Origin of the sequence: Aeromonas sp. s4 (assembly GCF_040907855.1) — a bacterium.
Lineage (GTDB): Bacteria > Pseudomonadota > Gammaproteobacteria > Enterobacterales > Aeromonadaceae > Aeromonas > Aeromonas caviae.
Map to the genome: position 1 here is coordinate 44,907 of NZ_JBFOCP010000056.1, position 23,515 is coordinate 68,421.

Sequence of the window (23,515 nt, forward strand, 5' to 3'; positions counted from 1 at the left end):
GACATAAAGAATCAAGTGCCTGTTTTTCAATCACTTCCGACCCTTTTCAACTATTTTTGTTTTGTTCAGGCTGGATCCAGCAATTCCCTACTACTTTTTGAATCCCTCACCCCATAGGGTCAGAGATGATGGGCAATGCTTGACTTGCCTTTGCGCCCACCTAGAATGAATGAACGTTCATTCAGTCGTTGACCTCTGATAACCATGGATAAGAAAGAACGCATTTTCGAAGCAGCTCACGAGATCCTCGGCGAGCAGGGCTTCTACGGCCTTTCCATTGCCGTGGTCGCCAAGAAAGCCAAGGTGGCGGCAGGCACCATCTATCGCTATTTCAGCGACAAGGATGACCTGATCCGCCAGCTCTATCAGCACACTATCCTCAAGTGTCATCCCCTGGTCATGGAAGGTGTGCAGATAGAAGAGGTGTCCTATGAGCAGTATCGGCGCCTCTGGCTCAACATCGATGCCATCTTCACCAGCTACCCCAATGCACTCAAGTGCAAATTGCAGTACGAAAGTTCTCCATTGGGGGCTGAATTGGAGCGGGATCCGGTCATAATGGCGACGTGGGCGCCACTTGAGCGCTTCTTTGAGCAAGGACGCCAACAGGGACTCTTCATCGATCTCCCCATTCTGGTGTTGCAAGCATTGAGTCTGGATTGCGTGGCCAACCTGGCACAGCAGCGCCGGGTTCACGATTTCGAATTGACGCAGGAACAGCTGGAGACGGTCATCCGGGCCAGCTGGAATGCCATTTTAAACCCTAATGTTTCCATCACAGGAGCCTGTTCATGAAAAAGTGGATGGCCATCATGTTGCTGATAGCACTCGCCCTGTTTGGCAGTGTCATCGGCTTCAATATGTTCAAGCAGAAGAAGATTGCAGAGTTCATGGCCAATCGGCCCGAGCCCGAGTTCCCGGTCACCGCCATGGTCACCAAGGCGCAGGACTGGGTCCCCACCATTGAAGCCATCGGCTTCATCGAGCCGAACCAGGGGGTCACCCTCTCCAGCGAGCTGTCAGGCACCATCGACAGCATCCGGTTCGAATCCGGGGCACATGTCAAAGCGGATCAACTGCTGCTGAGCCTGGACTCCAGTGTGGAAAAAGCCAATCTGAACTCTTCCCAGGCCAGGCTGCCGGCAGCCAGGGCCAAGTTCGAGCGCTACAAGAACCTCTATCAGAAGAACTCCATCTCCCGTGACCAGCTGGATGATGCCGAGGCAAGCTACCGCTCCCTCGAGGCGGACATAGACAGTCTGAAGGCCACCATCGCCCGTCGTGAGGTGCGAGCCCCCTTCAGCGGCGCCGTGGGCCTGCGCAACGTCTTCCTCGGCCAGTATCTGGAGCCCGGTACCGAGATCGTGCGCCTGGAAGACACCAGCGTGATGCGCCTGCGCTTCACCGTGCCCCAGACCGACATCTCCAAAATCACCCTGGGACAGACCATCAAGATCAACGTGGATGCCTATCCCCAGACCCAGTTTGACGGCCAGATCACGGCCATCGAGCCCGCGGTCAACTATCAGAGCGGCCTGATCCAGGTGCAGGCAGACATCCCGAACAACGACGGCCAGCTCCGTTCCGGCATGTTCGCCCGCGCCAGCATCATACTGCCCACGGTGAAGGACCAGATCGTGATCCCGCAGTCCGCCATCTCCTTCACCCTCTATGGCGAGAACGTCTACGTCATTCACGAGGCTGACGGCGTGAAACGCGCCAAGCAGGTGGTGGTCAAGGCAGGTGAGCGTCGCGGCAACGATGTCCATGTGCTGTCCGGCATCAAGGCTGGCGATCGAATCGTGCTGTCGGGTCAGGTTCGCCTGAGCAACGATACCAAGGTGCACGTGGTCGAGAACGATGCCCTTGCCGTTCCGGCACAAACCCCGATGCTGTAAGCGCGGAGAGCTGCGATGCGATTTACTGACATATTCATAAAACGGCCTGTGCTGGCGATCTCGCTCAGCTTCCTGATAGCCCTGCTGGGCTTCCAGGCCATCTTCAAGATGCAGGTGCGTGAATACCCCGAGGTGATCAACACCGTCATCACGGTCAACACCAGCTACTATGGCGCCAGTGCGGACCTGATCCAGGGCTTCATCACCCAGCCCCTGGAGCAGGCGGTCGCCCAGGCCGACAACATCGACTTCATGACCTCCTCGAGCCAGTTGGGCAGTTCCACGGTGACGGCGTACATGAAGCTCAACACCGATCCGAACGCCGCGCTGTCCGACATCCTGGCCAAGGTCAACTCGGTGCGTTCCCAGTTGCCCAAAGAGGCGGAAGACCCTTCGGTCACCTCCTCCACCGGCTCCACCACGGCGGTGCTCTACATGGGCTTCACCAGCCCGGAGCTCAACTCCAGCCAGATCACCGACTACCTGGAGCGGGTCATCAAGCCCCAGCTGTTTACCGTGGGCGGGGTCTCCAAGGTGGATCTGTATGGCGGGGTCGAATTCGCCCTGCGGGTGTGGCTGGATCCGGCCAAGATGGCCGCCTTTGACCTGACTTCAAGCGACGTGATGACGGTGCTCAACAGCAACAACTATCAGTCCGCCACCGGCCAGGCCACCGGCTATTTCACCCTGTTCAACGGCAACGCCGAGACCCAGGTCGGCAACATCGAAGAGCTCAAGCGTCTGGTGGTCGCCACCCGCGACAGCAAGGTGATCCGTCTCTCCGACATCGCCAAGGTCTCCCTGGAGAAGAGCCACGACATCTATCGCGCCAGCGCCAACGGCCGCGAGGCCGTGGTTCTGGCCATCAACGCAGCCCCGACAGCCAACCCCATCAACATCGCCCACGATGTGCTGGAGCTGCTGCCGAGCCTGAAGCGCAACATGCCGAGCACCATGCAGGTGAACATCCTGTATGACTCCACCATCGCCATCAACGAATCCATCCACGAGGTCATCAAGACCATACTGGAGGCGGCCGCCATCGTACTGGTGGTGATCACCCTGTTCCTCGGTTCGTTCCGGGCGGTCATCATCCCCATCATCACCATTCCCCTGAGCCTCATCGGCGTGGTGATGATGATGGACATGTTCGGCTTCTCCATAAACCTCATGACCCTGCTGGCGATGGTGCTGGCCATCGGTCTGGTGGTGGATGACGCCATCGTGGTGCTGGAGAACGTCGACCGTCACATCAAGGAAGGGGAAGAGCCGTTCCGGGCCGCCATCATAGGTACCCGGGAGATCGCCGTGCCCGTCATCGCCATGACGGTCACCCTGGCGGCGGTGTATGCGCCCATCGCCCTGATGGGGGGCATCACCGGCTCCCTGTTCAAGGAGTTCGCGCTGACCCTGGCGGGCGCCGTGTTCGTCTCGGGCATCATCGCCCTGACCCTGTCGCCCATGATGTGCGCCAAGATGCTCAGGGCCAACGAGGAGCCCGGCAAGTTCGAGCGTACCGTGCACGATCTGCTGGACCGGATGACGGCCCGCTACGACGCCATGCTCCATGCCGTGATGCAAAAGCGCATCGTGGTCATCCTGTTTGCCGTCATCGTGTTCGCCAGCCTGCCGCTGCTGTTCAAGTTCATTCCGAGCGAGCTGGCCCCGTCCGAGGACAAAGGCGTCATGGCGGTGCTGGGGACGGCGCCTTCCAACGCCAACCTGGACTACATCGAAAACACCATGGCGGACGTGAACAAAGTCCTGGACGACCAGCCGGAGATTGCTTACTCCCAGGTCTTCTCGGGGGTGTTCAACTCCAATCAGGCGTTCGGTATCGCCTCCATGGTGCCCTGGAGCCAGCGTGAAGCGAGCCAGAAAGAGGTGCTGGACCGGGTCGCCGGTCTGGTGAAGGACATCCCCGGGATGGCCATCACCACCTTCCAGTTCCCGGAACTGCCGGGGGCGTCGAGCGGTTTGCCCATCCAGTTCGTTATCACCACCCCGAACAGCTTCGAGAGCCTGTTCCTGATCGCGGGTGAGATGCTGGCGGCAACCCAGGCCAACGGCCAGTTCGTCTATTCGGATCTCGATCTGAACTACGACTCGGCCACCATGAAGATCAGCATCGACAAGGACAAGGCGGGTGCCTACGGCATCACCATGCAAGACATCGGCATCACCATGGGCACCATGATGGCGGACGGTTACGTCAACCGTATCGACCTGGATGGCCGCTCCTACGAGGTGATCCCGCAGGTGGAGCGCAAGTTCCGTCTCAACCCCGAGTCCATCAAGGGGTACTACGTGCGTGCCGCCGACGGCAAGTCGATCCCGCTGGGCAGCCTGATCAAGATTGAAGTGAAGGGAGAGCCCCGTGCCCTGCCCCACTTCAACCAGCTGAACTCCGCCACCATCGGCGCCGTGCCGGCACCGGGCGTGGCCATGGGGGATGCGATCAACTGGTTCAAGGCGACCGCGGAAGAGAAGCTGCCCCAAGGCTATCGTTACGACTTCATGGGTGAAGCCCGCCAGTTCGTGACCGAAGGGAATGCGCTCTACGCCACCTTCGCCCTGGCCCTGGCCATCATCTTCCTGGTGCTGGCGATCCAGTTCGAATCCGTGCGTGACCCGCTGGTCATCATGGTGTCGGTGCCGCTGGCCATCAGTGGCGCGCTGATCGCCCTGGCGTGGGGCATGGCCACCATGAACATCTACTCCCAGGTCGGTCTCATCACCCTCGTCGGTCTGATTACCAAGCACGGTATTCTGATCTGCGAGGTGGCGAAGGAGGAGCAGCTGCTCCATGGTCTGAACCGGATGCAAGCCGTGATGCAGGCTGCCAAGGTCCGTCTGCGCCCCATCCTGATGACCACGGCGGCGATGATCGCAGGCCTTATCCCGCTGCTCTATGCCTCGGGTGCGGGGGCGGCACAGCGCTTCAGCATCGGCATCGTCATCGTGGCGGGTCTGGCCATCGGCACCCTGTTCACCCTGTTCGTGCTGCCGGTCATCTACACCTTCCTGGCATCCGAACACAAGCCGCTGCCGGAATTCGACGAATCCATCCCGGCAAAAGCCAAGGGCGGTCACTGATCCCAGCCCACACAAAAAAGGCCCCGAAAGGGGCCTTATTTTTATCCATTGGATGACACACGACATAAGTCCATGAAGCAGTTAAACTAAACCGCACTCAATCCAGACCGCAAGGACGCCATGTCAGGAATCTTCTCCAAGGCCGTCGGCCTTAACGGACTCTCTTATCGTCTGCTTTCCTACATTCTGATCTGCAGTACGGTGCTGGCACTGCTCATCACCGTGCTTCAGCTCGCCTGGGACTACAACAAGGATGTGACCGTCATCGAGGCCAGCATCGGCCAGATCGAGGCCTCCTTCCTGCAACCCATCTCGGCCAGTCTCTGGAATCTGGATGAAGAGCAGGTGAAGGTGCAGATCGAGGGCATCATGAATCTGCCCAACATGCAGTTCGTCATGGTCAAGGAGATGCTGGGCAATTCGGAAGTGCCCCTGCTCACCCAGGGGGTGGAGCAGCCCCAATACGACATCTCCCGCGAGTTCACCCTGAGCTATCAGGGGGAAGTGGTCGGCAAGCTGTTCGTCGCCGCCTCCCTGGAGCAGGTCTACCAGCGCCTCATCGAGAAATCCGTGCTGATCCTGGTCAGCCAGACCATCAAGACCCTGGTCGTCTCGTTCTGCATCCTGGTCATCATCTACTATCTGGTGATCCGTCATATCAACCGCATCGTCAGCTATGCCCAGAAACTGAGCCTGGATCGCCTCGCGGTGGAGCTGACCCTGGAAGGTCGCCCCCTGCCCCGCAAGTCCCCTGACGAATTCGATACCCTGGCCGCCACCCTCAACCAGATGCGCACCCGGCTGAACGACGAGTTCACGGCCCGCCATCAGGCCGCCGATCAGCTCCAGCAGGAGCGGGACTTCTCCGCCACCCTGATCAACTCCGCCAACATGGTCATCTGCTGCATGGAGCCGGATCTCAACATCGCCAGCATCAACCCGGCGGCCATCCTGCTCACCGGCTATCACCACCAGGAGCTGTTGCAGCACAACTGGCTGGATCTCTTCGTCAGCAAGGAGCAGCGTGACGAGCTGGCCGCCACCCTGGCCGATCAGGGCGCCCTGGAGGACAGGGAGATCACCATGCACGACCAGCAGGGCAACGAGCTGGTACTGCAGTGGACCTTCGCTCCCTTCTACGAGGGGCCCAACCTCAAGTACCTGATTGGCTTTGGCTATGACATCACCCCCCTCAAAAAGGTCGAGCGGGAGATCACCCTGTTCAACGAGCAGCTGGAAGGCAAGGTGGCAGAACGCACCCGCAGCCTGAGCGATGCCAACGACCAGCTGGGCAAGGCCTATGACGATCTCAAGCAGGCCCAGCAGACCCTGGTGGAGTCGGAGAAAATGGCCTCCCTCGGTTCCCTGGTTGCCGGCGTGGCCCACGAGATCAACACCCCCATCGGCATCAGCGTCACCGCCTCCTCCTACCTGCAGGAGCGGGTGGCCGACTTCAAGCAGCATATCGAGGCCAAGCAGCTCTCCCGCACCTACCTCAACGAATTCACCCAGAATCTCGACGAGTCGATGCAACTGCTGCAAGGCAACCTACGCCGCGCTTCGGAGCTCATCGCCAGCTTCAAGCAGGTGGCAGTGGATCAGTCCTCCGAGGCCCGATACAACTTCAGCCTCGCCGACAACCTGCATCAGGTGGTGGTCTCCCTCGGCTACAAGCTCAAGAAGGCCCAGTGCGAGGTGGACATCCAGTGCGATCCCAAGCTGAGCATCTACTCCTTCCCGGGCAGCTTCACCCAGATCTATTCCAACCTGATCCTCAACTCCATCCATCACGGTTTCGATGGCTGGGACAGGCCCAGAAAGATCACCATCCAGGTGGCGCAGCAGGGAGACGAGCTGGTCATCGACTACAGTGACAACGGCCGCGGCATCCCCCCGGAGATATTGCCGCGCATCTTCGATCCCTTCGTCACCTCCAAGCGGGGCCAGGGTGGCAGCGGGCTCGGCACTCACATCATCTACAACCTGGTGGTCCAGCTGCTGCGCGGCCGCATCCACTGCGCCAGCGAACCGGGCCAGGGCGCCCAGTTCCACATTCGCCTGCCCATCCAGCAGAACTGAGCACCGGCTCTTGTGAGCCGGCCGCTTTATCCCCATCATGCTGTGACTGCATTCTTAACGAGCGGAGAACCTCACAATGGCACAGCATTTTGACTACATCGCCATCGGTGGCGGCAGCGGCGGCATCGCCTCGGCCAACCGGGCAGCCATGTACGGCAAGAAAGTCGCCCTGATCGAAGCCAAAGAGCTGGGTGGCACCTGCGTCAACGTCGGCTGCGTACCGAAGAAGGCCATGTGGTATGCAGGCCAGATCGCCGATGCCCTGAAATATGGCGCCGACTACGGCTTCGACACCACGCTCAACCACTTCAGCTGGGCCAAGCTGGTCGAATCCCGTCAGGCCTATATCGGGCGCATTCACCAGTCCTACCAGAACGTGCTGGGCAAGAACCAGATCACCGTCATCAAGGGCTTTGCCCGCTTCGTCGACAGCCATACCGTCGAGGTGAACGGCGAGCACTACAGCGCCGATCACATCCTGATTGCCACCGGCGGCCGCCCCGAGGTCCCGACCATTCCGGGCGCCGAACTGGGTATCGACTCCGACGGTTTCTTCGACCTGCAAAGCCAGCCCAAACGGGTTGCCGTGGTGGGTGCCGGCTATATCGCCGTGGAGATCGCTGGCGTGATGCAGGCACTTGGCTCCGAGACCCATCTGGTGGTGCGCAAACATGCGCCGCTGCGCAACTTCGACCCCATGATCCACGAGACCCTGGTGGAGATCATGGCGCAGGAAGGGCCCAAGCTACACACCCACGCCATTCCCAAGGCCGTCATCAAGAACGCCGACGACAGCCTGACCCTGCAACTGGAAGATGGTCGCCACCTCACCGTGGACTGCCTCATCTGGGCCATCGGTCGCGTGCCCGCCACCGACAACCTCAATCTGGCTGCCACCGGCATCACCCTGGACGAGAAGGGCTTCATCCCCACCGACAAGTTCCAGAGCACCGACGTCGCCAACCTTTATGCCGTCGGTGACAACACCGGCCGCATCCAGCTCACCCCGGTGGCTGTCGCGGCAGGCCGCCGCCTCTCGGAGCGGCTGTTCAACAACAAGCCGGGCGAGCACCTCAACTACGATCTGGTGCCGACCGTGGTGTTCAGCCACCCGCCCATCGGCACCATCGGCCTGACCGAGCCGGAAGCCGTCGCCGAATACGGTGAAGATCAGGTGAAGGTCTACCGTAGCCAGTTCACCGCCATGTATTCGGCACTGACCCAGCATCGCCAGCCCACCCGGATGAAACTGGTCTGCGTCGGGCCGGAAGAGAAGGTGGTCGGCCTGCACGGCATCGGCTTCGCCATGGACGAAATTCTGCAAGGCTTCGGCGTCGCCATGAAGATGGGTGCCACCAAGGCGGACTTCGACAACTGCGTTGCCATCCATCCGACCAGCGCGGAAGAGTTTGTGACCATGCGATAAGCGGGGTTGAAGCTGACCTCATCACCATCGGGTCAGCTTCCACCACTTGCTACCAAAACCCGGCTCAGGCTGGGTTTTTTGTGCCTTGCCTGTCCACCAGCCAACAAAACCTGCCTTCTTTACGCCGATTTTACGCCAGCCAAATTGGGCTTTATGGCGCCTTTACGCCCGTTTTACATACCCTTTGAGCGTCAATGAGACCCATGGGATCGACACGGATATGCATCGATCCCTGACGCTAATTACCTCAACGGAGTCGTTATGAATTGGCTATATCTGCTGCTGGTCCTCGCCCTCGCGGGCTATCTGCTGCGCGCCCTCGCGCGCACTCATGAGTGAGGAACCGGATATGTGGCAAGAGATCATTTATCCCGTCGCGTTCGTGCTGCTGGTGCTGCTGCCGGCGCCTCTGCTTGGCAACTACCTCTATCGGGTATTTGAAGGCAAGAGTCGCTGGCTGGCCCCGCTTGAGCGCGCCACCCTGGCCTGCTGCGGCACGGACGGGCGCGAGCAGGACTGGAAGTCCTACGCCCTCAGCCTGCTGGCTTTCAACGGCGCCGGTTTCGGCCTGCTGTTCCTGATCCTGATGGCGCAGGGGCTATTGCCCCTCAACCCGCAGCAGCTGCCCGGGCTGAACTGGCAACTCGCCTTCAACACCGCGGTCAGCTTCATGACCAACACCAACTGGCAGGCCTACTCCGGCGAAGCCAGCCTCTCCTACTTCAGCCAGATGGTGGGGCTCACCACCCAGAACTTCGTCTCCGCCGCCACCGGCGCTGCCGTCGCCATCGCCCTGTTTCGCGGCATCGCCCGCCAGCAGACCACCCACCTCGGCAACTTCTGGCAGGATCTGGTGCGTTTCTGTCTCTACATGCTGCTGCCGATGGCGCTGATCCTGGCGCTGCTGCTGGTCTGGCAGGGGGTGCCCCAGAGCCTGTCTGCCTACCTGCCGTTCCACGCACTGGAAGGCCAGGAGCAGCTGCTGCCGCTCGGCCCGGCTGCCTCCCAGATCGCCATCAAGCAGCTCGGCTCCAACGGCGGTGGCTTCTTCGGCATCAACTCGGCCCATCCGTTCGAGAACCCGACCGCCCTCTCCAACTGGCTGGAGATGGTCGCCCTGCTGACGCTGGCCGCCGCCATGGTCTGCACCCTGGGTCGCTACGTGAAGGATCTGGCTCACAGTCGCGCCATCCTCATCGCCATGACCATCATGCTGGTGCTGGGGCTCTGCCTCGCCATCGGCCAGGAGCTGAAACCGGATCCGGCCCTCGCCCACCTCACCAGCGAAGCCGGCAACTGGGAAGGCAAGGAGAGCCGCTTCGGCCCCGTGCTGTCCAGCATCTGGGAAGTGGCCACCACCGCCGCCTCCAACGGCTCGGTCAACGCCATGCACGACAGCTTCGCCCCGCTCGCCGGCATGGTCGCCATGATCAACATGCTGCTGGGTGAAGTGGTGTTCGGCGGCGTCGGTGCCGGCATCTACGGCATGATGCTGTTCGTGCTGCTCACCGTGTTCCTGTGCGGCCTGATGGTGGGGCGCACCCCCACCTATCTGGGCAAACGGCTCGGCATCACCGAGATGAAGTGGGTGGTCGCCAGCATGCTGGTGATGCCGGTCGGGGTATTGGTGATCGGCGGCATTACCCTGCTGATGCCGAACTCCGCCACCGTCATCGGTCACGATGGCCCCCACGGCCTGTCACGGCTGATCTATGCCTACGCCTCGGCCGCCGGCAACAACGGCTCCGCCTTCGCCGGCTTTGCCGCCGCCGACAGCTGGCAGTGCATCGCCATCGGGCTGGCCATGCTGCTCGGCCGCTTCGGCTACATCATTCCGGTGCTGGCCATCGCCGGCCAGCTGGCCTGCGCCCCGCGCCAGGAGACGAGCGAAGGGGACTTCCCCGTCAGCGGCCCGCTCTTCATCACCCTGCTGATCGTCACCGTGCTGCTGATGGGGGGTCTCTCCTTCCTGCCGGTGCTGGCGCTGGGCCCGGTGGCGGAACACCTGAGCCTGCTGGGAGGTGCCTTCTGATGCGGCACACCCCACTGATCTGCGTGACCAACTATTCGATGCAGGGAGCTTTCCAATGAGCAAGTCCGCTTCAATGAGCACCGACACCATTCAGGTGAAGGGCAAGAAACAGAAATCACAGATCCTGCAGGCCATGGTGGAAGCCCTCTATCGCTTCAACCCCAGGGCGCTGTTTGGCAGCCCCATCCTGTTCACCCTCTGGCTGGCGGCCGTGATGGCGACCCTGGAGTCGCTGCTGGGGCAACCGCTCTCCGGCGTCTCTCCTTCGCTGGCCTGGCAGCTGACCGCCTGGCTCTGGCTCACCCTCTGGTTTGCCAACTTCGCCGAGACCCTGGCCGAGGGGCGCGGCAAGGCGCGGGCCGACAGCCTGAAGGCCGGCATGAGCCAGCTCAAGGCACGTCGAGTCACCAGCCCGCAGGATGACAAGGGCGAGTGGGTACCGGCCACCAGCCTGCACAAGGGCGATCTGGTGCTGGTGCGCAGCGGCGAGATGATCCCGGCCGACGGCGAAGTGGTCGCCGGCATCGCCTCGGTCAACGAGGCGGCCATCACCGGCGAATCCGCCCCCGTCATCCGCGAGTCGGGCACCGACCGCAGCGGCGTGACCGGCAACACCACCGTCGTCTCCGACCAGATCTGGGTGCACATCAGCAACAACCCGGGCGAAAGCACGCTGGATCGCATGATTGCCCTGGTGGAAGGGGCCAAGCGGCAGAAGACCCCCAACGAGATGGCGCTGGACGCCCTGCTGGTGGGGCTGACCCTGATCTTCCTGCTGGTAGTGGCCACCCTGCCCTGGTTCCTCGACTACAACGGTACCCAGGTGCCCCGGCTCTATCTGCTGGCGCTGTTCATCACCCTGATCCCGACCACCATCGGCGGTCTGCTCTCCGCCATCGGCATCGCCGGCATGGACCGGCTGGTGAAGCTCAACGTGATCGCCAAGTCGGGCCGGGCGGTGGAAGCCGCCGGCGACGTGCGCACCCTGCTGCTGGACAAGACCGGCACCATCACTTTCGGCAACCGGATGGCGGACGAGCTGATCCCGGCCCCCGGCGTGGACCCCTCCCTGCTGGCCCAGGCCGCCATGCTGGCCTCGCTCGGTGACAATACCCCGGAGGGCAAATCCATCCTGACCCTGGCGGGCAAGAGCCACACCAAGCCGAGCCAGCTGGAGAGCGACATCCTCATCCCCTTCAGCGCCGAGACCCGGCTGAGCGGGCTGGATCGCAACGGCCATCACTATCGCAAGGGGGCGGTGGATGCTGTGCTGCGCTACCTCTCGCTCGATCGCAAGGCGGTGCCCGAGCTCATCCTCAAATCGGTGGACAACATCGCCCGCCAGGGCGGTACCCCGCTGCTGGTCTGCACACACGAGAAGCTGCTGGGGGTAGTGTTCCTCAAGGACATCATCAAGCCAGGCATCAAGGCACGCTTCCAGATCTTGCGCCACATGGGGATCCGCACCGTGATGATCACCGGTGACAACCCGCTGACCGCCGCCGCCATCGCCGCCGAGGCTGGGGTGGACGACTTCATCGCCGAGGCGACGCCGGAGAAGAAGCTGGCCTACATCCGTCAGGAGCAGGCCGATGGCCGGCTGGTCGCCATGTGCGGGGACGGCGCCAACGACGCACCGGCGCTGGCCCAGGCCGACGTGGGCCTGGCCATGAACGAGGGGACCCAGGCCGCCAAGGAGGCGGGCAACCTGGTGGATCTCGACTCCAACCCCACCAAGCTGCTTGACGTGGTGCTGGTGGGCAAGCAGCTGCTGGTGACCCGTGGCGCCCTGACCACCTTCTCCATCGCCAACGACGTGGCCAAGTACTTCGCCATCCTGCCGGCCCTGTTCATCGCCGCCTATCCGCAGCTGGGGGTGCTGAACCTGATGCAGCTAGGCAGCCCGGAAAGCGCCATCCTGTCGGCCATCATCTTCAACGCCCTGATCATCGTCGCGCTGGTGCCGCTGGCCCTGCGCGGGGTCAGCCTGCAGGGCTCGGCCGCCAGCCTGCTGCGCCGCAACCTGCTGATCTACGGCGTCGGCGGCCTGATAGTGCCCTTCATAGGCATCAAGTTGATCGACCTGGTTATCACCGGCCTGGGGCTGGTGTAACGACATAGCGGGGTGCAGGCCTGGCTTGTACCCCATCAATCTTTTGGAGCAAAGAAACATGATCGCAATCAGAACCCTGCTGACCCTGACCCTGCTGCTGGGGGTAGCGTATCCGCTGGCCGTCACCGGGATGGCCCAGCTGCTCTTCCCCTGGCAGGCCAACGGCAGCCTGCTCACCAACGCCAAACAGCAGGTGGTCGGCAGCGCCCTGCTGGCACAGAAGTTCGAGCGGGCCGACTACTTCCACTCCCGCCCCTCCGCCAGCGACTTCGCCACCATAGGCGGAGGCGCCAGCAACCTAGGGATGAGCTCGCCGCTGCGGGCCGAGTTTGCCGCCGCGGCAGCCAGGGCGCAGCCAGAAGCCAGAGTCCCCGCCCTGCTGACCCGCTCCGCCTCCGGCCTCGATCCCCATCTGCCGATCGATGCAGCCCTGGCTCAAGTAAAGCGGGTCGCCGGGCAACGCGGGCTGGATCCCGTTCAATTGACGGAGCAGGTCAAGTCGGCGGCACAAGCTGGTATCCTTGGCCCGCAGGTGGTCAACATTCTCCAGTTGAACCTGCAACTCGATCATCAAAAGGGCGCCTGAGGGCGCTCCTTGCCGTTCGGGACGGGCTCCCTTTCGACAACGGGGACAAGCATGAGCAATGAGGTCACGGCCGCGGTTCGGCCGATGCAACGGGAGCACGGGGATGCGTGATGAGATGAGGGCGGACGCCCTGCTGGCGAGCCTGGAACAGGAGCACAGGGGCAAGCTGAAGGTGTTTCTCGGTGCCGCCCCCGGCGTCGGCAAGACCTACGCCATGCTGCAAGCGGTGCGGGAGCAGGCCAAGGAGGGAGTCGACATCCTGATCGGGGTGGTGGAGACCCACGGCCGCCAGGAGACCCTGGCCCTGCTCGACAAGCTCGCCATCCAGCCGCGCAAGCTGCACCTGCACCGCCAGCAGCGACTGGAGGAGATGGATCTGGACGGTCTGCTGGCCCGCAAGCCCGCCATCGCCGTGGTGGACGAGCTGGCCCACAGCAACGCCCCCGGCAGCCGCCACGAGAAGCGCTGGCAGGATGTGGAGGAGCTGCTGGGTGCCGGCATCGACGTCTACACCACCCTCAACGTGCAGCACCTGGAGAGCCTCAACGATCTGGTGTGGCAGCTGACCGGGGTCAGGGTCAAGGAGACCCTGCCGGATCAGGTGCTGCTGGAGGCCGACAGCCTGGTGCTGATCGACCTCCCCCCCAAGGAGCTGCTGGGCCGCCTCAAGGAGGGCAAGGTCTATGTGCCCCATCAGGCCAAGGCCGCCCTGCAATCCTTCTTCTCTCTCAACAACCTGACCGCCCTGCGCGAGCTGGCGATGCAGACCGCCGCCAGCCATGTGGAGGGGGATCTGCAGCTGCAGTGGCAGGCCGCCGGCAAGACCACTCTGCCGCTGCGGGGCAAGCTGATGGTCTGCCTCGGCGATCAGCACGGCGCGGCCCTGGTGCGCTACGGTCACCGCTTCGCCCAGCGCCGCCAGCTACCCTGGCTGGTGGTGCACATCGACAGCAAGGGGCAGCGCTCGGTCGAGCTGGAGCAGGCGCTGGCGCTCGCTTCCCAGCTGGGGGCCAAGGTGCTGACCCTCTCCAGTCCGGCGGTGGCCGACACCCTGCTGGAGACCGCCGAGCAGCAGCAGGTATCGCAACTGCTGCTGGGCAAACCCCACAAGGCCCCCTGGCGTCGCTCGCTGGTGCAACACCTGCTCAAGCAAGCGCAAGGACTCGAGATCACGCTGGTGGATACCGAGAAGCGCAAGCCCAGCCTGGGCTTGCAGCCGCTCCACCCCAAGGACATTCGCCAGAGCCTGCTGGCGGTGGCCATCATGGGGGGGACCTCGGCCGCGGTCTGGGCCCTCTCCCACTGGCTGCCCCCCGCCTCCCTGCCCATGCTGTTCGTGCTGGGGGTGCTGGCCACCGCGCTCACCACCAGCCTGGTCCCCGCCATCCTGGCTGCGGTACTAGGCTTCGTCGGCCACAACCTGCTGTTCACCGTCCCCTACTTCTCCCTGAGCGTGGCCAGCCACAGCGACCTGCTCACCCTGTTCGTGCTGCTCATCGTCGGCATCGCGGCCGGGCGCCTCGCCTCCCGCCAGCGTCAGCAACTGGTCAGTCTGCGCGAGACCCAGCAACTGGGCAACGCCCTGCTCTCCCTGAGCCAGGGACTGGCCACCGCCAGCAGCCCGGTGGACGTGCTGAGACAGGGAACCCAGGCCATCGCCCTCGCCCTTGGGCAGCCCGTGTTCGCGCTCGATGGGGATTACCAGTACCGGGCCGGTGACACCCAGACCGGGCCGGGCCAGACCGACAAGGCCGCCATCGACTGGTGCCTGGCCCAGAAGCAGAGCGCCGGTGCCCATACCGCCACCCTCAACGCCGCCGAGGCTCAGTATCATCACCTCGGGGATGACCTGGTGCTGGGCATCCGGCTGGCCAGCCCGCTCACCTCCGCCGCCGAGCACCAGCTGCAGGCCCTGCTCACCGATATCCGCGCCGCCCTGGCGCGGATCGATCTCAACGAGCGGCTGGCGGACAGCCAGTTGCAGGCGGAGACCGACCGGATGCGCGCCGCCCTGCTCTCCTCGGTCTCCCACGACCTGAAGACGCCGCTGGCCACCATCATGGGGGCTGGCAGCACCCTGCTGGAATACGGGGACCGGATAAGTGCGGAGGACCGCATCGAACTGCTGCACTCGGTGCAGGACGAGGCGCGCCGCCTGCACGGCTATGTGCAAAACCTGCTGGACATGACTCGCATCGGCTCACCGGACTTCCAGTTGAAACGGGACTGGGTCGACCTGGCGGATCTGGTGGAGAGCGCCCGCCGCCGGCTCGACTCCTCCTGGCGCCAGCACAAGCTGCTGGTGCACTTCGATCAGCAGATCCCCCGGCTCTATGTGCACGGCGCCCTGATCGAGCAGGTGCTGGTCAACATCCTCGACAACGCCTCCCGCTACTCGCCGGCCGGCACCCCCATCGAGTTCAAGGTGATGCTGGCGGATCCCGACCTCATCATCGACATCATCGATATCGGGGTCGGCATCGCCGAGTCGGATCGGGACAAGATCTTCAATCTGTTCTACACCCAGCCGGTCGGCGACTGCGGCAGCCGCGGCACCGGGCTTGGCCTCGCCATTTCCCGCGCTATGATAGAGGTCCACGGCGGCCGCATCTGGGCATTCGCCGGCCCCAACGGCAACGGCACCTGCATGCGCATCTCCCTGCCGCTGGCCCTCAACGCACCGGCGGCCTGATGGTCGCCGCCCTTTTCAATCAGCAAACGGGAGGCTGAATGGCTCACATACTGGTCATCGACGACGAGGCGGCCATCCGCCGTTTTTTGCGGATCAGCCTGATCGCCGAAGGACATCAGGTGAGTGAGGCGGTCGGCGTCACCGAGGGGATGACGCAGTATCGCCACCTCAACCCCGACCTGGTGATCCTGGATCTGGGCCTGCCGGACGGTGATGGCATCCAAATCCTGCACGCCATCCGCGAGCACCACGCCAATCCCGTGCTGGTGCTCTCGGCGCGGGACTCGGAGCAGGAGAAGGTGCGGCTGCTGGATGCGGGGGCCAACGACTACATGAGCAAGCCGTTCGGCGTCGGGGAGATGATGGCCCGCATCCGGGTACTGTTGCGCCAGCGGGCCGGGGTCAGCAATGGCGAGCAGCGCCACTTCCCCCAGTGCGGGCTGACCCTGGACAGCAGCAGCCACAGGGTCACCCTGGGGGAGGAAGAGGTGCCCCTCTCCCGCAAGGAGTTCGCCCTGTTGCAGGCGCTGGTGTGCCACCCCGGCAAGCTGGTGCAACAGACCCAGCTGCTCATCGACATCTGGGGACCGAGCCACAAGGAAGATACCCACTACCTGCGCATCGTCATCGCCAGCCTGCGCAAGAAGCTGGGAGATAACCCCCAGCAACCCACGCTGATCGAGACCGAATCCGGCATCGGCTACCGCTTTATCGGCAGCTGATGTTTCACGTGGAACGACGCCAACCGCAGCACAAGGCCAGCAGACCGCAACCACCGAGCAGCAGACCGAGATCCTGCAAGCTGGCTGAAACCGCCAGCCCCAGGCTGAGCAACAGGTAGTAGCCAAGCCCGAACAGGGCACCGGCACTGCCCGCCACCTCCCGATAGGCCAGCAGCGCCTGGCTCAGCACATTGGGGATAGCCAGCCCGAACGCCACCACCACTCCCGTCATAGGCAACAGGAACCAGAGCGATGCCTGACTGGCCCACACCAGCCAACCCGAACCCGACGCCAGCACGACGGCGAGCCGTATTAACGAGGCAGGCGTCCAGCCACGGCCCAGCAGACGCTTGTTGAGCAGGCTGCCCACCAGGGTTGCCAGCGCCAGCACGATGCCGGAGTAACCAAATTCGCCCGCGCTCAGCCCCAGACCGGCAAACAGAAACGGCGCCAGGCTGTAGTAGCCGAACAGCATGGTGTTGAACAGCGCCACCAGGGCAGCGCTGCGCCACAAGCCGGTATCACGTACCATCCGGCAGGCCAGCGGCCAGAGTGCGACCCTTTGGGTGATGGCCGGGCGGGTTTCCGGCAGTTGCCAGCAAGCCATCAGCAACAAGCCGATTGCCAGCGCCAGCAGGGCGCCGAATACCCCGAGATAACCCAAGCCATCAGCAAGCAGGCCACCGCTCACCAGCCCCAGCACCGGGCTCAGGGAGAGCGCGATGCCCATCACCGAAAAGACCCGCGCCAGATCGCTGCCCTGATAGCTGTCACGCAGCATGGTCTGGGTCACGACCGATCCCACGGCGGCGCCGAAGGCCGCGATGACCCGGGCCAGCAGCAGGGTTTCAAATTGAGTGGCCAGCAACGCCAGCAGGGTGCCGGCGCCATAGGTCAGCAACCCCGCCAGCATGGCGGGACGCCGCCCGATGAGATCGCACAGTCGGCCCCAGCAGACCACGCCCGCCGCAAACGCCAGAAAATAGACCGACAGGGTCTGGGACGCCTGCCCCTCGCTCACCCGAAACTCAGTGGCGATATGGGTCAGCACCGGGCTGTAGATGGTCTCCACCATCTGGGGAAACATCATCAATCCGACCACCAGCCAGCGCGGTGGCAACCTGTTGTTCATGACACACCTCCTTCACAAGAGGTCGCCATTCTAGAGAGGGATAACATGTCCGATTACAATAAGGCGGACTATAAACAGCAAGAATCGGACACATGGCCTTTATTCTTCCCGATCACCCCTTTGATCCGGACCAGCACGACGGCAGCGCCATCGGTATTGCCGCCGCCCTCGGCTGGCACGACTCCGGCCGCCATCAGCACCAGCGCCACCAGCTGCTGTTCGCCCAGGCAGGCTGCATGACCATAGAGCTGGACGATCAGGTCTGCCTGCTGCCGCCGACGCGAGCGGCCTGGTTGCCAGCAGGCCTGCCCCACCGGGTATTGATGCGCGGGGTAGTGGCCTATCGCTCCCTCTACTTCCAGCCGGAGCCCGCGTTGCCAAACGAGATGGCGGTGCTGGCGGTCAACCCGCTGCTGCGGGAGATCATCGAGCGGATGGCGCTCTGGCCCTGGGACAAGCCGGAAGCAGAGCAAACCTGCACACTGGCATTATTGAAAGAAGAGCTGGCGCAAGCGCCGCGGGAATCCTGGCAGTTGCCGCTGCCGTCAGACGGGCGTCTGATCGGCTGGCTGCAGGAGATAAAGCGGGGTGACACCCTGCCCGATCGGCTCAACCGGCTGGCCGAGCGGGTGGGTGCCAGCGACAAGACCATAGGCCGCATCTTCATGCGGGAGACCGGTATGAGCTACCAGGCCTGGCGCCAGCAGTGGCGACTGCTTCGGGCCATGGAACTGCTGGCCGAAGCCGAGCCCATCAGCCGGGTGGCCGCTGCGCTGGAGTTCGCCAGCGACAGCGCCTTCATCGCCTTCTTCAGGCAGCACACGGGGCAGACCCCCTTGCGCTACCTCAACTCTCGGGATGAGTCGCATCGGCCGAACTCGCCTCCACCACCAGGGTCTCCAGGGCCAGCGGCTTGAGGTTGTGGATGGCCTCTGCCACCACGTCATGGGAGGCCTGCTGCTGCAAGGCCAGCATCTCCTGTTGCAGGGCGGCGCTGTCCAGCTCGGGTCTGGGGTTCTCGGCGGCCATGGCATTCAGGCTCAGGCTGCTGGCAATCAGGGTAGCGATCAGGATCTTCATCTGGCGTGCTCCGGTGTGGTTGAGATGACCAGATAGCTACTCCAATAGTTGTGCCAGATTTATAACAGCATGATTTTATTGATATAAATAATTTTTTGATGCTGCCACCCCCCTTCCTGAATCGAATGTTGGTTATTTTAAAACCTATAAATGGTTTTTTTTACCACCTCCATCATGGCAACCCTGTTCCACGTGAAACGCCCCGTTTTTTTGATCGACACCCGCTTTTGAAGTGAGCTATGGTGCTAGCTCCCCCCTTAACTGACTCTGGATTTGCCACCGAATGGAATTCTCCTTGTTCGGCGAGAAGTTCACTCGCCACGCCGGTATTACCCAACTCATGGACGACCTCAATCAAGGGCTGCTGAATCCCGACGCCATCATGCTGGGAGGCGGCAATCCGGCCCCCATCCCCGCCATGCTGGAACGCTTTCAGGCCGAGGCCAATACCCTGCTCGACAACGGCGAACTGATCAAGGCCATGGCCAACTACGATGGCCCCCAGGGCAAGGACAGGTTCACCAGGGCGCTGGCCGCCCTGCTCAGCAAGGAGCTGGGCTGGGAGATCTCCGCCCGTAACATCGCCCTGACCAATGGCAGCCAGAACGCCTTCTTCTATCTGTTCAATCTGCTGGCCGGCGAGTTCGCCGACGGTCGCAAGAAGAAGGTGCTGTTCCCCCTGGCCCCCGAATACATCGGCTATGCCGACTCGGCCCTCTCGGACGATCATTTCGTCGCCTACAAGCCCACCATCGAGAAGCTGCCCGACGGCCAGTTCAAATACCACGTGGATTTCGAGAGCCTGCAGGTGGGCGACGACATCGGGGTGATCTGTGTCTCCCGGCCGACCAACCCCACCGGCAACGTGCTCACCGACGAGGAGATCGAGCACCTCGATCAGATTGCCCGTGACAAGGGGATCCCGCTGCTCATCGACAATGCCTACGGCGTGCCCTTCCCCGGCATCATCTTCAGCGACGCCAAGCCGTTCTGGAACGCCAACACCATCCTCTGCATGAGCCTCTCCAAGCTCGGCCTGCCTGGCACCCGTTGCGGCATCGTCATCGCCGACGAGAAGATCATCCGGGCCATCACCAACCTGAGCGGCATCATCAATCTGGCGCCGGGCAGCCTGGGTCCGGCCATCACCATTCCGATGATCGAGAGCGGTGACATCATCACCCTGAGCGAACAGGTGGTGAAACCCTTCTACCAGCAGAAAGCCACCTTCGCGGTCCAGCTGCTGCGCGAGGCCATTCCGGATCCGCGCTTCCACATCCACAAGCCGGAGGGAGCCCTCTTCCTCTGGCTCTGGTTCGAAGACCTGCCGATCCACTGCCAGGAGCTGTATGAGCGACTGAAGGCGAAGAACCTGCTGATCGTGCCCGGCCACTACTTCTTCCCCGGCATCGACGACCCCGAGTGGCGCCACAGCCAGGAGTGCATCCGCCTCAACTATGCCCAGAGCGAAGATCTGGTGCGTCGTGGCATCGCCATCCTGGCCGACGAGATCAACGTCCTCTACGCCGGTTGATTTCCCCTTCGGCATGAAAAAAAGAGGCCTGCAGATGCAGGCCTCTTTTCTATCAGGTGGTCAGCGATGTTGTTTAACCGGGCAGAGCCAGCTGATCGGGTTTGCCGATGGGGATGGCACGGGGCTTGAGCGCTTCCGGCAGCTCCCGGGCCAGCTCTATGGTCAGCAGACCGTGCTCCAGCCTGGCCCCCTGCACTTCCACGTGCTGGCTCAGCTTGAAAGCGAGCTCGAAGTCCCGCTCGGCGATCCCCTGATGGAGGAATTGGCGCTCGCCCATGGTGGCGACCTTGCGCCCCTTCACCTTGAGGGTGCCATTTTCGGTCTCCAGCTCCAGCTCATTGCGATCGAAACCGGCCACGGCAACCGTGATGAGGTAGCTGTCGTGATCCCGCTTTTCGATGTTGTACGGGGGGTAGGCCGAGGTCTTCTGATCGAACAGGCCTTCCAGCTCGCGGGCCATCCGCTCGAAGCCGACGGCATTGGAATAGAGATGAGAAAAATCGAGGTTACGCATGATCCTATCCTTCTATAAAGCAACAGGGTTTACTCTCCACGGGCCCGCCATCGGCACCCGGGAAACATCAGCAATGCGACGAGGTCAGGCTGTCAGCCGTTGATCTCGATCTTGCGGGGCTTCATCGCCTCGGGCACTTCGCGCACCAAGTCGATGTGCAGCAGACCGTTCTTGAGGTCGGCCCCCTTCACCCGTACATAGTCGGCCAGCTGGAAGCGGCGCTCGAAACCGCGTTCGGCGATCCCCTGATAGAGGTAGTTGCGCTCGGTGTCGGCCTGCTTGCTGCCCTTCACCGTCAGCAGATTTTCCTGGAAGCTCAGCTCCAGCTCTTCCTGGGTAAAGCCCGCCACCGCCATGCTGATGCGGTAGTCGCTGTCACCCAGCTGCTCGATGTTGTAGGGGGGATAGCCGGCATTGCCATTGCTGGCCGCAGATTCGATGAGAGTGGCCAGACGATCGAAGCCGATGGCAGAACGATAGAGCGGAGAAAAGTCGATAGAACGCATAGTATTACCCTCTTGTGAGCGATAACGGATTGTTTGCCCTCCTGATGGACGGGCGCCTGGTCGAAACCTCTGTCGAGCGTTCCGGCCTTGTTATCTATATAGGGGCCAGCATTTGGCTTTCAAGGGGTAAAAACAAAAGAAATGCAGGCCATCAAGAATGGCCCGATTAGATCGATAATAGGCCTACGGGCCACTCATGATCCGTCCCTCACCCCTCCATACTGGCCGTGTCCCCAACGAGAAACCGGAGCACGCCATGAAGATTACCCAGGTTCGCAACGCCACCCTGCTCATCCACTACGCAGGAACCCGCTTCCTCATCGACCCCATGCTGGCCCCCAAGGGGAGCTACCCCGGCTTCGAAGGCATGGCCAACAGCCATCTTCGCAACCCCCTGGTCGAGCTGCCGCTGCCCATGGCGACCCTGCTGGAGGTGGATGCGGTGATTGTCACCCATGACCATCTGGATCACTGGGACGATGTCGCGAAAGCGACGATCCCCAGGCACCTTCCCCTATTCGTGCAGCATCAGAAAGATGCCGACACCATGAGGGGATGCGGCTTCGAGGATGTGCGCCTGCTGGGCGAGGTCGGCGAGTTCGCCGGCATTCGCCTGCAACAGACGGAAGGCCGGCACGGCAGCGATACCATCATGGCCATGCTGGGGGATCGCCTTGGCGAGGTCAGCGGAGTGGTCTTCTCCCATCCCGCCGAAAAGACCCTCTATCTGGCCGGCGACACCGTCTGGAATGCCCAGGTTGAACAAGCGCTGCACAGGCACCAACCCGAGGTTGTCGTCCTCAACTGCGGCGATGCCCAGGTGACGGGTCTGGGCGCCATCATCATGGGCAAGGAGGATGTGGCCGCCGTCTATCAGGCCGCCCCGCAGGCCACCCTGATCGCCAGCCACATGGAGGCGGTCAATCATGCCCTGCTGTCCCGGCGGGAGCTGCGCGACTATCTGGACAGCCAGGGGATGGCCGCCCGGGTACGGGTGCCCGAGGATGGCGACACCATGGTGCTCTGAGCGAGAGGCCGGGTACCACATGGCTCTTCGGCTTTCTGTTGCTGCCCCGTATGATGGGGATCCGAGTGCAAAGGAGTCTGCCACCATGCCCCGTCCTCTCATCGTCGCCGTCATCACCTTCGATCGCTTCAGCCCCTTTCACTGCTCGGTGCCCTGCCTCATCTTTGGCGACAAGATGATGCCGGGCCAGTCGTTGTTCGAGCTGAGACTCTGCGCCGGGGATGACACGCGGCAACCCGCCTCCTCCCAGGGCTTTCGCATGGAGGCCGACTATGGCCTGGAGGGTCTGCTGGAGGCGGATATCATCATCATCCCCTTCTGGCGCGATCCGGCCGAGCGCCCCGCCCAACCCTTGCTCGATGCCCTTGTTGCCGCCCGGATCAGGGGAGCCCAGCTCGTGGGGCTCTGTCTCGGCACCTATGTGCTGGCCTATGCCGGCCTGCTGGACGGGCGCGGTGCCGCCACCCACTGGGAATTTGAACAGGAGTTTGTCCAGCGCTTCCCCCGGGTGCGGCTCGATACCAATGCCCTCTACGTCGACGACGACGGGCTCATCACCTCGGCTGGCACCGCCGCCAGCCTGGACTGCTGCCTCTATCTGGTTCGCCAGCATCACGGCAGCCAGATTGCCAACAAGCTGGCCAGGCGGCTGGTGGTGCCTCCCCACCGGGAGGGTGGCCAAGCCCAGTTCATCGAGCAGCCGGTACCCGCCTCCACCCGGGATGCCAGGATCAACCAGCTGTTCGATCACCTGCGCCTGCACCTGGCCGCGCCCCATACCCTGGACAGCCTGGCGGAACATTGCATGATGAGCCGACGCACCTTTAGCCGCCGCTTCCAGCTCGCCACCGGTCTCTCCCTCGGGGAGTGGCTGATGGCGGAGCGCCTGCGCCGCAGCCAGACGCTGCTGGAGTCCAGCGCCCACACCGTGGAACGCATCGCCGAACTGGTGGGGCTCGGGTCTGCCACCATATTGCGCAAGCACTTTCGCGCCCGCTTCGGGGTGCCGCCGCGGGAGTGGCGCCGCACCTTTCGCGGTGACAGAGTCTAGGTCCCTCATGTTTCACGTGGAACGCGC

General features: G+C 62.8%; 18 protein-coding genes. 14 read left to right on the forward strand and 4 right to left on the reverse strand.

Features of this window, described 5'->3' with window-relative positions:
* The first annotated feature begins 204 nt into the window (after window positions 1-204).
* The 10 genes from AB5Y89_RS18640 to AB5Y89_RS18685 all read left to right on the forward strand — a co-directional run bounded on the left by AB5Y89_RS18640 (window position 205) and on the right by AB5Y89_RS18685 (window position 16,644).
* The gene (locus tag AB5Y89_RS18640) at window positions 205-795 is read left to right on the forward strand and encodes a TetR/AcrR family transcriptional regulator (RefSeq protein ID WP_042864666.1); all 591 of its coding nucleotides are present in this window, start codon (window positions 205-207) and stop codon (window positions 793-795) included.
* Entirely contained in the window at window positions 792-1,898 is a 1,107-nt protein-coding gene (locus AB5Y89_RS18645; RefSeq protein WP_368224266.1) for an efflux RND transporter periplasmic adaptor subunit, read from the forward strand. Before AB5Y89_RS18640 ends, AB5Y89_RS18645 begins: the two co-directional genes overlap by 4 nt.
* Window positions 1,899-1,913: 15 nt before the next feature.
* Window positions 1,914-4,994, forward strand: coding sequence for a multidrug efflux RND transporter permease subunit (locus tag AB5Y89_RS18650; protein WP_045522654.1), 3,081 nt, complete (start codon window positions 1,914-1,916; stop codon window positions 4,992-4,994).
* A 120-nt stretch (window positions 4,995-5,114) separates the two neighbouring features.
* On the forward strand, window positions 5,115-7,073 hold the full coding sequence (locus AB5Y89_RS18655) for an ATP-binding protein (protein WP_010672308.1): 1,959 nt from the start codon (window positions 5,115-5,117) through the stop codon (window positions 7,071-7,073).
* Window positions 7,074-7,149: 76 nt separating this feature from the next.
* Window positions 7,150-8,499 carry a glutathione-disulfide reductase gene (gorA, locus tag AB5Y89_RS18660; protein WP_045522651.1) on the forward strand — a complete coding sequence of 450 codons (1,350 nt, stop codon included), beginning with the start codon at window positions 7,150-7,152 and terminating at the stop codon, window positions 8,497-8,499.
* Between the two features lie 349 nt (window positions 8,500-8,848).
* Window positions 8,849-10,531: a potassium-transporting ATPase subunit KdpA gene (gene kdpA, locus AB5Y89_RS18665; RefSeq protein ID WP_368224267.1), complete on the forward strand. Its 1,683-nt coding sequence runs from the start codon at window positions 8,849-8,851 to the stop codon at window positions 10,529-10,531.
* 55 nt (window positions 10,532-10,586) lie between these two features.
* Window positions 10,587-12,644, forward strand: coding sequence for a potassium-transporting ATPase subunit KdpB (gene kdpB / locus AB5Y89_RS18670; protein WP_368224268.1), 2,058 nt, complete (start codon window positions 10,587-10,589; stop codon window positions 12,642-12,644).
* Between the two features lie 58 nt (window positions 12,645-12,702).
* On the forward strand, window positions 12,703-13,230 hold the full coding sequence (locus AB5Y89_RS18675; protein ID WP_368224269.1) for a potassium-transporting ATPase subunit C: 528 nt from the start codon (window positions 12,703-12,705) through the stop codon (window positions 13,228-13,230).
* Between the two features lie 103 nt (window positions 13,231-13,333).
* Entirely contained in the window at window positions 13,334-15,922 is a 2,589-nt protein-coding gene (locus AB5Y89_RS18680; protein ID WP_368224270.1) for a DUF4118 domain-containing protein, read from the forward strand.
* A 38-nt stretch (window positions 15,923-15,960) separates the two neighbouring features.
* Entirely contained in the window at window positions 15,961-16,644 is a 684-nt protein-coding gene (locus AB5Y89_RS18685; RefSeq protein WP_368224271.1) for a response regulator, read from the forward strand.
* Between the two features lie 4 nt (window positions 16,645-16,648).
* Here AB5Y89_RS18685 and AB5Y89_RS18690 read toward each other — a convergent pair whose 3' ends face one another.
* Window positions 16,649-17,776, reverse strand: a complete 1,128-nt coding sequence (locus AB5Y89_RS18690) for a multidrug effflux MFS transporter (protein WP_368224272.1) — start codon at window positions 17,774-17,776, stop codon at window positions 16,649-16,651.
* 92 nt (window positions 17,777-17,868) lie between these two features.
* On the opposite strand from AB5Y89_RS18690, the gene AB5Y89_RS18695 reads away from it, so the two are divergent.
* On the forward strand, window positions 17,869-18,693 hold the full coding sequence (locus AB5Y89_RS18695) for a helix-turn-helix transcriptional regulator (protein ID WP_128313065.1): 825 nt from the start codon (window positions 17,869-17,871) through the stop codon (window positions 18,691-18,693).
* Here AB5Y89_RS18695 and AB5Y89_RS18700 read toward each other — a convergent pair.
* The gene (locus AB5Y89_RS18700; protein WP_041214189.1) at window positions 18,623-18,856 is read right to left on the reverse strand and encodes a hypothetical protein; all 234 of its coding nucleotides are present in this window, start codon (window positions 18,854-18,856) and stop codon (window positions 18,623-18,625) included. The genes AB5Y89_RS18695 and AB5Y89_RS18700 overlap by 71 nt on opposite strands.
* A 283-nt stretch (window positions 18,857-19,139) precedes the next feature.
* Between AB5Y89_RS18700 and AB5Y89_RS18705 the strand changes: the two genes are divergently transcribed.
* Entirely contained in the window at window positions 19,140-20,390 is a 1,251-nt protein-coding gene (locus AB5Y89_RS18705) for a valine--pyruvate transaminase (RefSeq protein WP_368224273.1), read from the forward strand.
* Between the two features lie 73 nt (window positions 20,391-20,463).
* Here the strand turns inward: AB5Y89_RS18705 and AB5Y89_RS18710 are convergent, their stop codons facing one another.
* Entirely contained in the window at window positions 20,464-20,904 is a 441-nt protein-coding gene (locus AB5Y89_RS18710; protein ID WP_010672292.1) for an Hsp20 family protein, read from the reverse strand.
* 92 nt (window positions 20,905-20,996) lie between these two features.
* Window positions 20,997-21,410, reverse strand: coding sequence for an Hsp20 family protein (locus AB5Y89_RS18715; protein WP_010672291.1), 414 nt, complete (start codon window positions 21,408-21,410; stop codon window positions 20,997-20,999).
* Between the two features lie 256 nt (window positions 21,411-21,666).
* Here AB5Y89_RS18715 and AB5Y89_RS18720 point away from each other — a divergent pair, with 256 nt between their 5' ends.
* Window positions 21,667-22,437: an MBL fold metallo-hydrolase gene (locus AB5Y89_RS18720; RefSeq protein ID WP_368224274.1), complete on the forward strand. Its 771-nt coding sequence runs from the start codon at window positions 21,667-21,669 to the stop codon at window positions 22,435-22,437.
* An 85-nt stretch (window positions 22,438-22,522) separates the two neighbouring features.
* Entirely contained in the window at window positions 22,523-23,488 is a 966-nt protein-coding gene (locus AB5Y89_RS18725) for a GlxA family transcriptional regulator (RefSeq protein WP_368224275.1), read from the forward strand.
* The last annotated feature ends 27 nt before the right edge of the window (window positions 23,489-23,515 follow it).

What these genes read in the sequence shown, in the direction of transcription:
- AB5Y89_RS18640 (WP_042864666.1), top strand. Translation starts at nt 205, where the DNA reads ATGGATAAGAAAGAACGCATTTTCGAAGCAGCTCACGAGATCCTCGGC.
- AB5Y89_RS18645 (WP_368224266.1), top strand. Translation starts at nt 792, where the DNA reads ATGAAAAAGTGGATGGCCATCATGTTGCTGATAGCACTCGCCCTGTTT.
- AB5Y89_RS18650 (WP_045522654.1), top strand. Translation starts at nt 1,914, where the DNA reads ATGCGATTTACTGACATATTCATAAAACGGCCTGTGCTGGCGATCTCG.
- AB5Y89_RS18655 (WP_010672308.1), top strand. Translation starts at nt 5,115, where the DNA reads ATGTCAGGAATCTTCTCCAAGGCCGTCGGCCTTAACGGACTCTCTTAT.
- gorA (WP_045522651.1), top strand. Translation starts at nt 7,150, where the DNA reads ATGGCACAGCATTTTGACTACATCGCCATCGGTGGCGGCAGCGGCGGC.
- kdpA (WP_368224267.1), top strand. Translation starts at nt 8,849, where the DNA reads ATGTGGCAAGAGATCATTTATCCCGTCGCGTTCGTGCTGCTGGTGCTG.
- kdpB (WP_368224268.1), top strand. Translation starts at nt 10,587, where the DNA reads ATGAGCAAGTCCGCTTCAATGAGCACCGACACCATTCAGGTGAAGGGC.
- AB5Y89_RS18675 (WP_368224269.1), top strand. Translation starts at nt 12,703, where the DNA reads ATGATCGCAATCAGAACCCTGCTGACCCTGACCCTGCTGCTGGGGGTA.
- AB5Y89_RS18680 (WP_368224270.1), top strand. Translation starts at nt 13,334, where the DNA reads ATGCGTGATGAGATGAGGGCGGACGCCCTGCTGGCGAGCCTGGAACAG.
- AB5Y89_RS18685 (WP_368224271.1), top strand. Translation starts at nt 15,961, where the DNA reads ATGGCTCACATACTGGTCATCGACGACGAGGCGGCCATCCGCCGTTTT.
- AB5Y89_RS18690 (WP_368224272.1), bottom strand. Translation starts at nt 17,776, where the DNA reads ATGAACAACAGGTTGCCACCGCGCTGGCTGGTGGTCGGATTGATGATG.
- AB5Y89_RS18695 (WP_128313065.1), top strand. Translation starts at nt 17,869, where the DNA reads ATGGCCTTTATTCTTCCCGATCACCCCTTTGATCCGGACCAGCACGAC.
- AB5Y89_RS18700 (WP_041214189.1), bottom strand. Translation starts at nt 18,856, where the DNA reads ATGAAGATCCTGATCGCTACCCTGATTGCCAGCAGCCTGAGCCTGAAT.
- AB5Y89_RS18705 (WP_368224273.1), top strand. Translation starts at nt 19,140, where the DNA reads ATGGAATTCTCCTTGTTCGGCGAGAAGTTCACTCGCCACGCCGGTATT.
- AB5Y89_RS18710 (WP_010672292.1), bottom strand. Translation starts at nt 20,904, where the DNA reads ATGCGTAACCTCGATTTTTCTCATCTCTATTCCAATGCCGTCGGCTTC.
- AB5Y89_RS18715 (WP_010672291.1), bottom strand. Translation starts at nt 21,410, where the DNA reads ATGCGTTCTATCGACTTTTCTCCGCTCTATCGTTCTGCCATCGGCTTC.
- AB5Y89_RS18720 (WP_368224274.1), top strand. Translation starts at nt 21,667, where the DNA reads ATGAAGATTACCCAGGTTCGCAACGCCACCCTGCTCATCCACTACGCA.
- AB5Y89_RS18725 (WP_368224275.1), top strand. Translation starts at nt 22,523, where the DNA reads ATGCCCCGTCCTCTCATCGTCGCCGTCATCACCTTCGATCGCTTCAGC.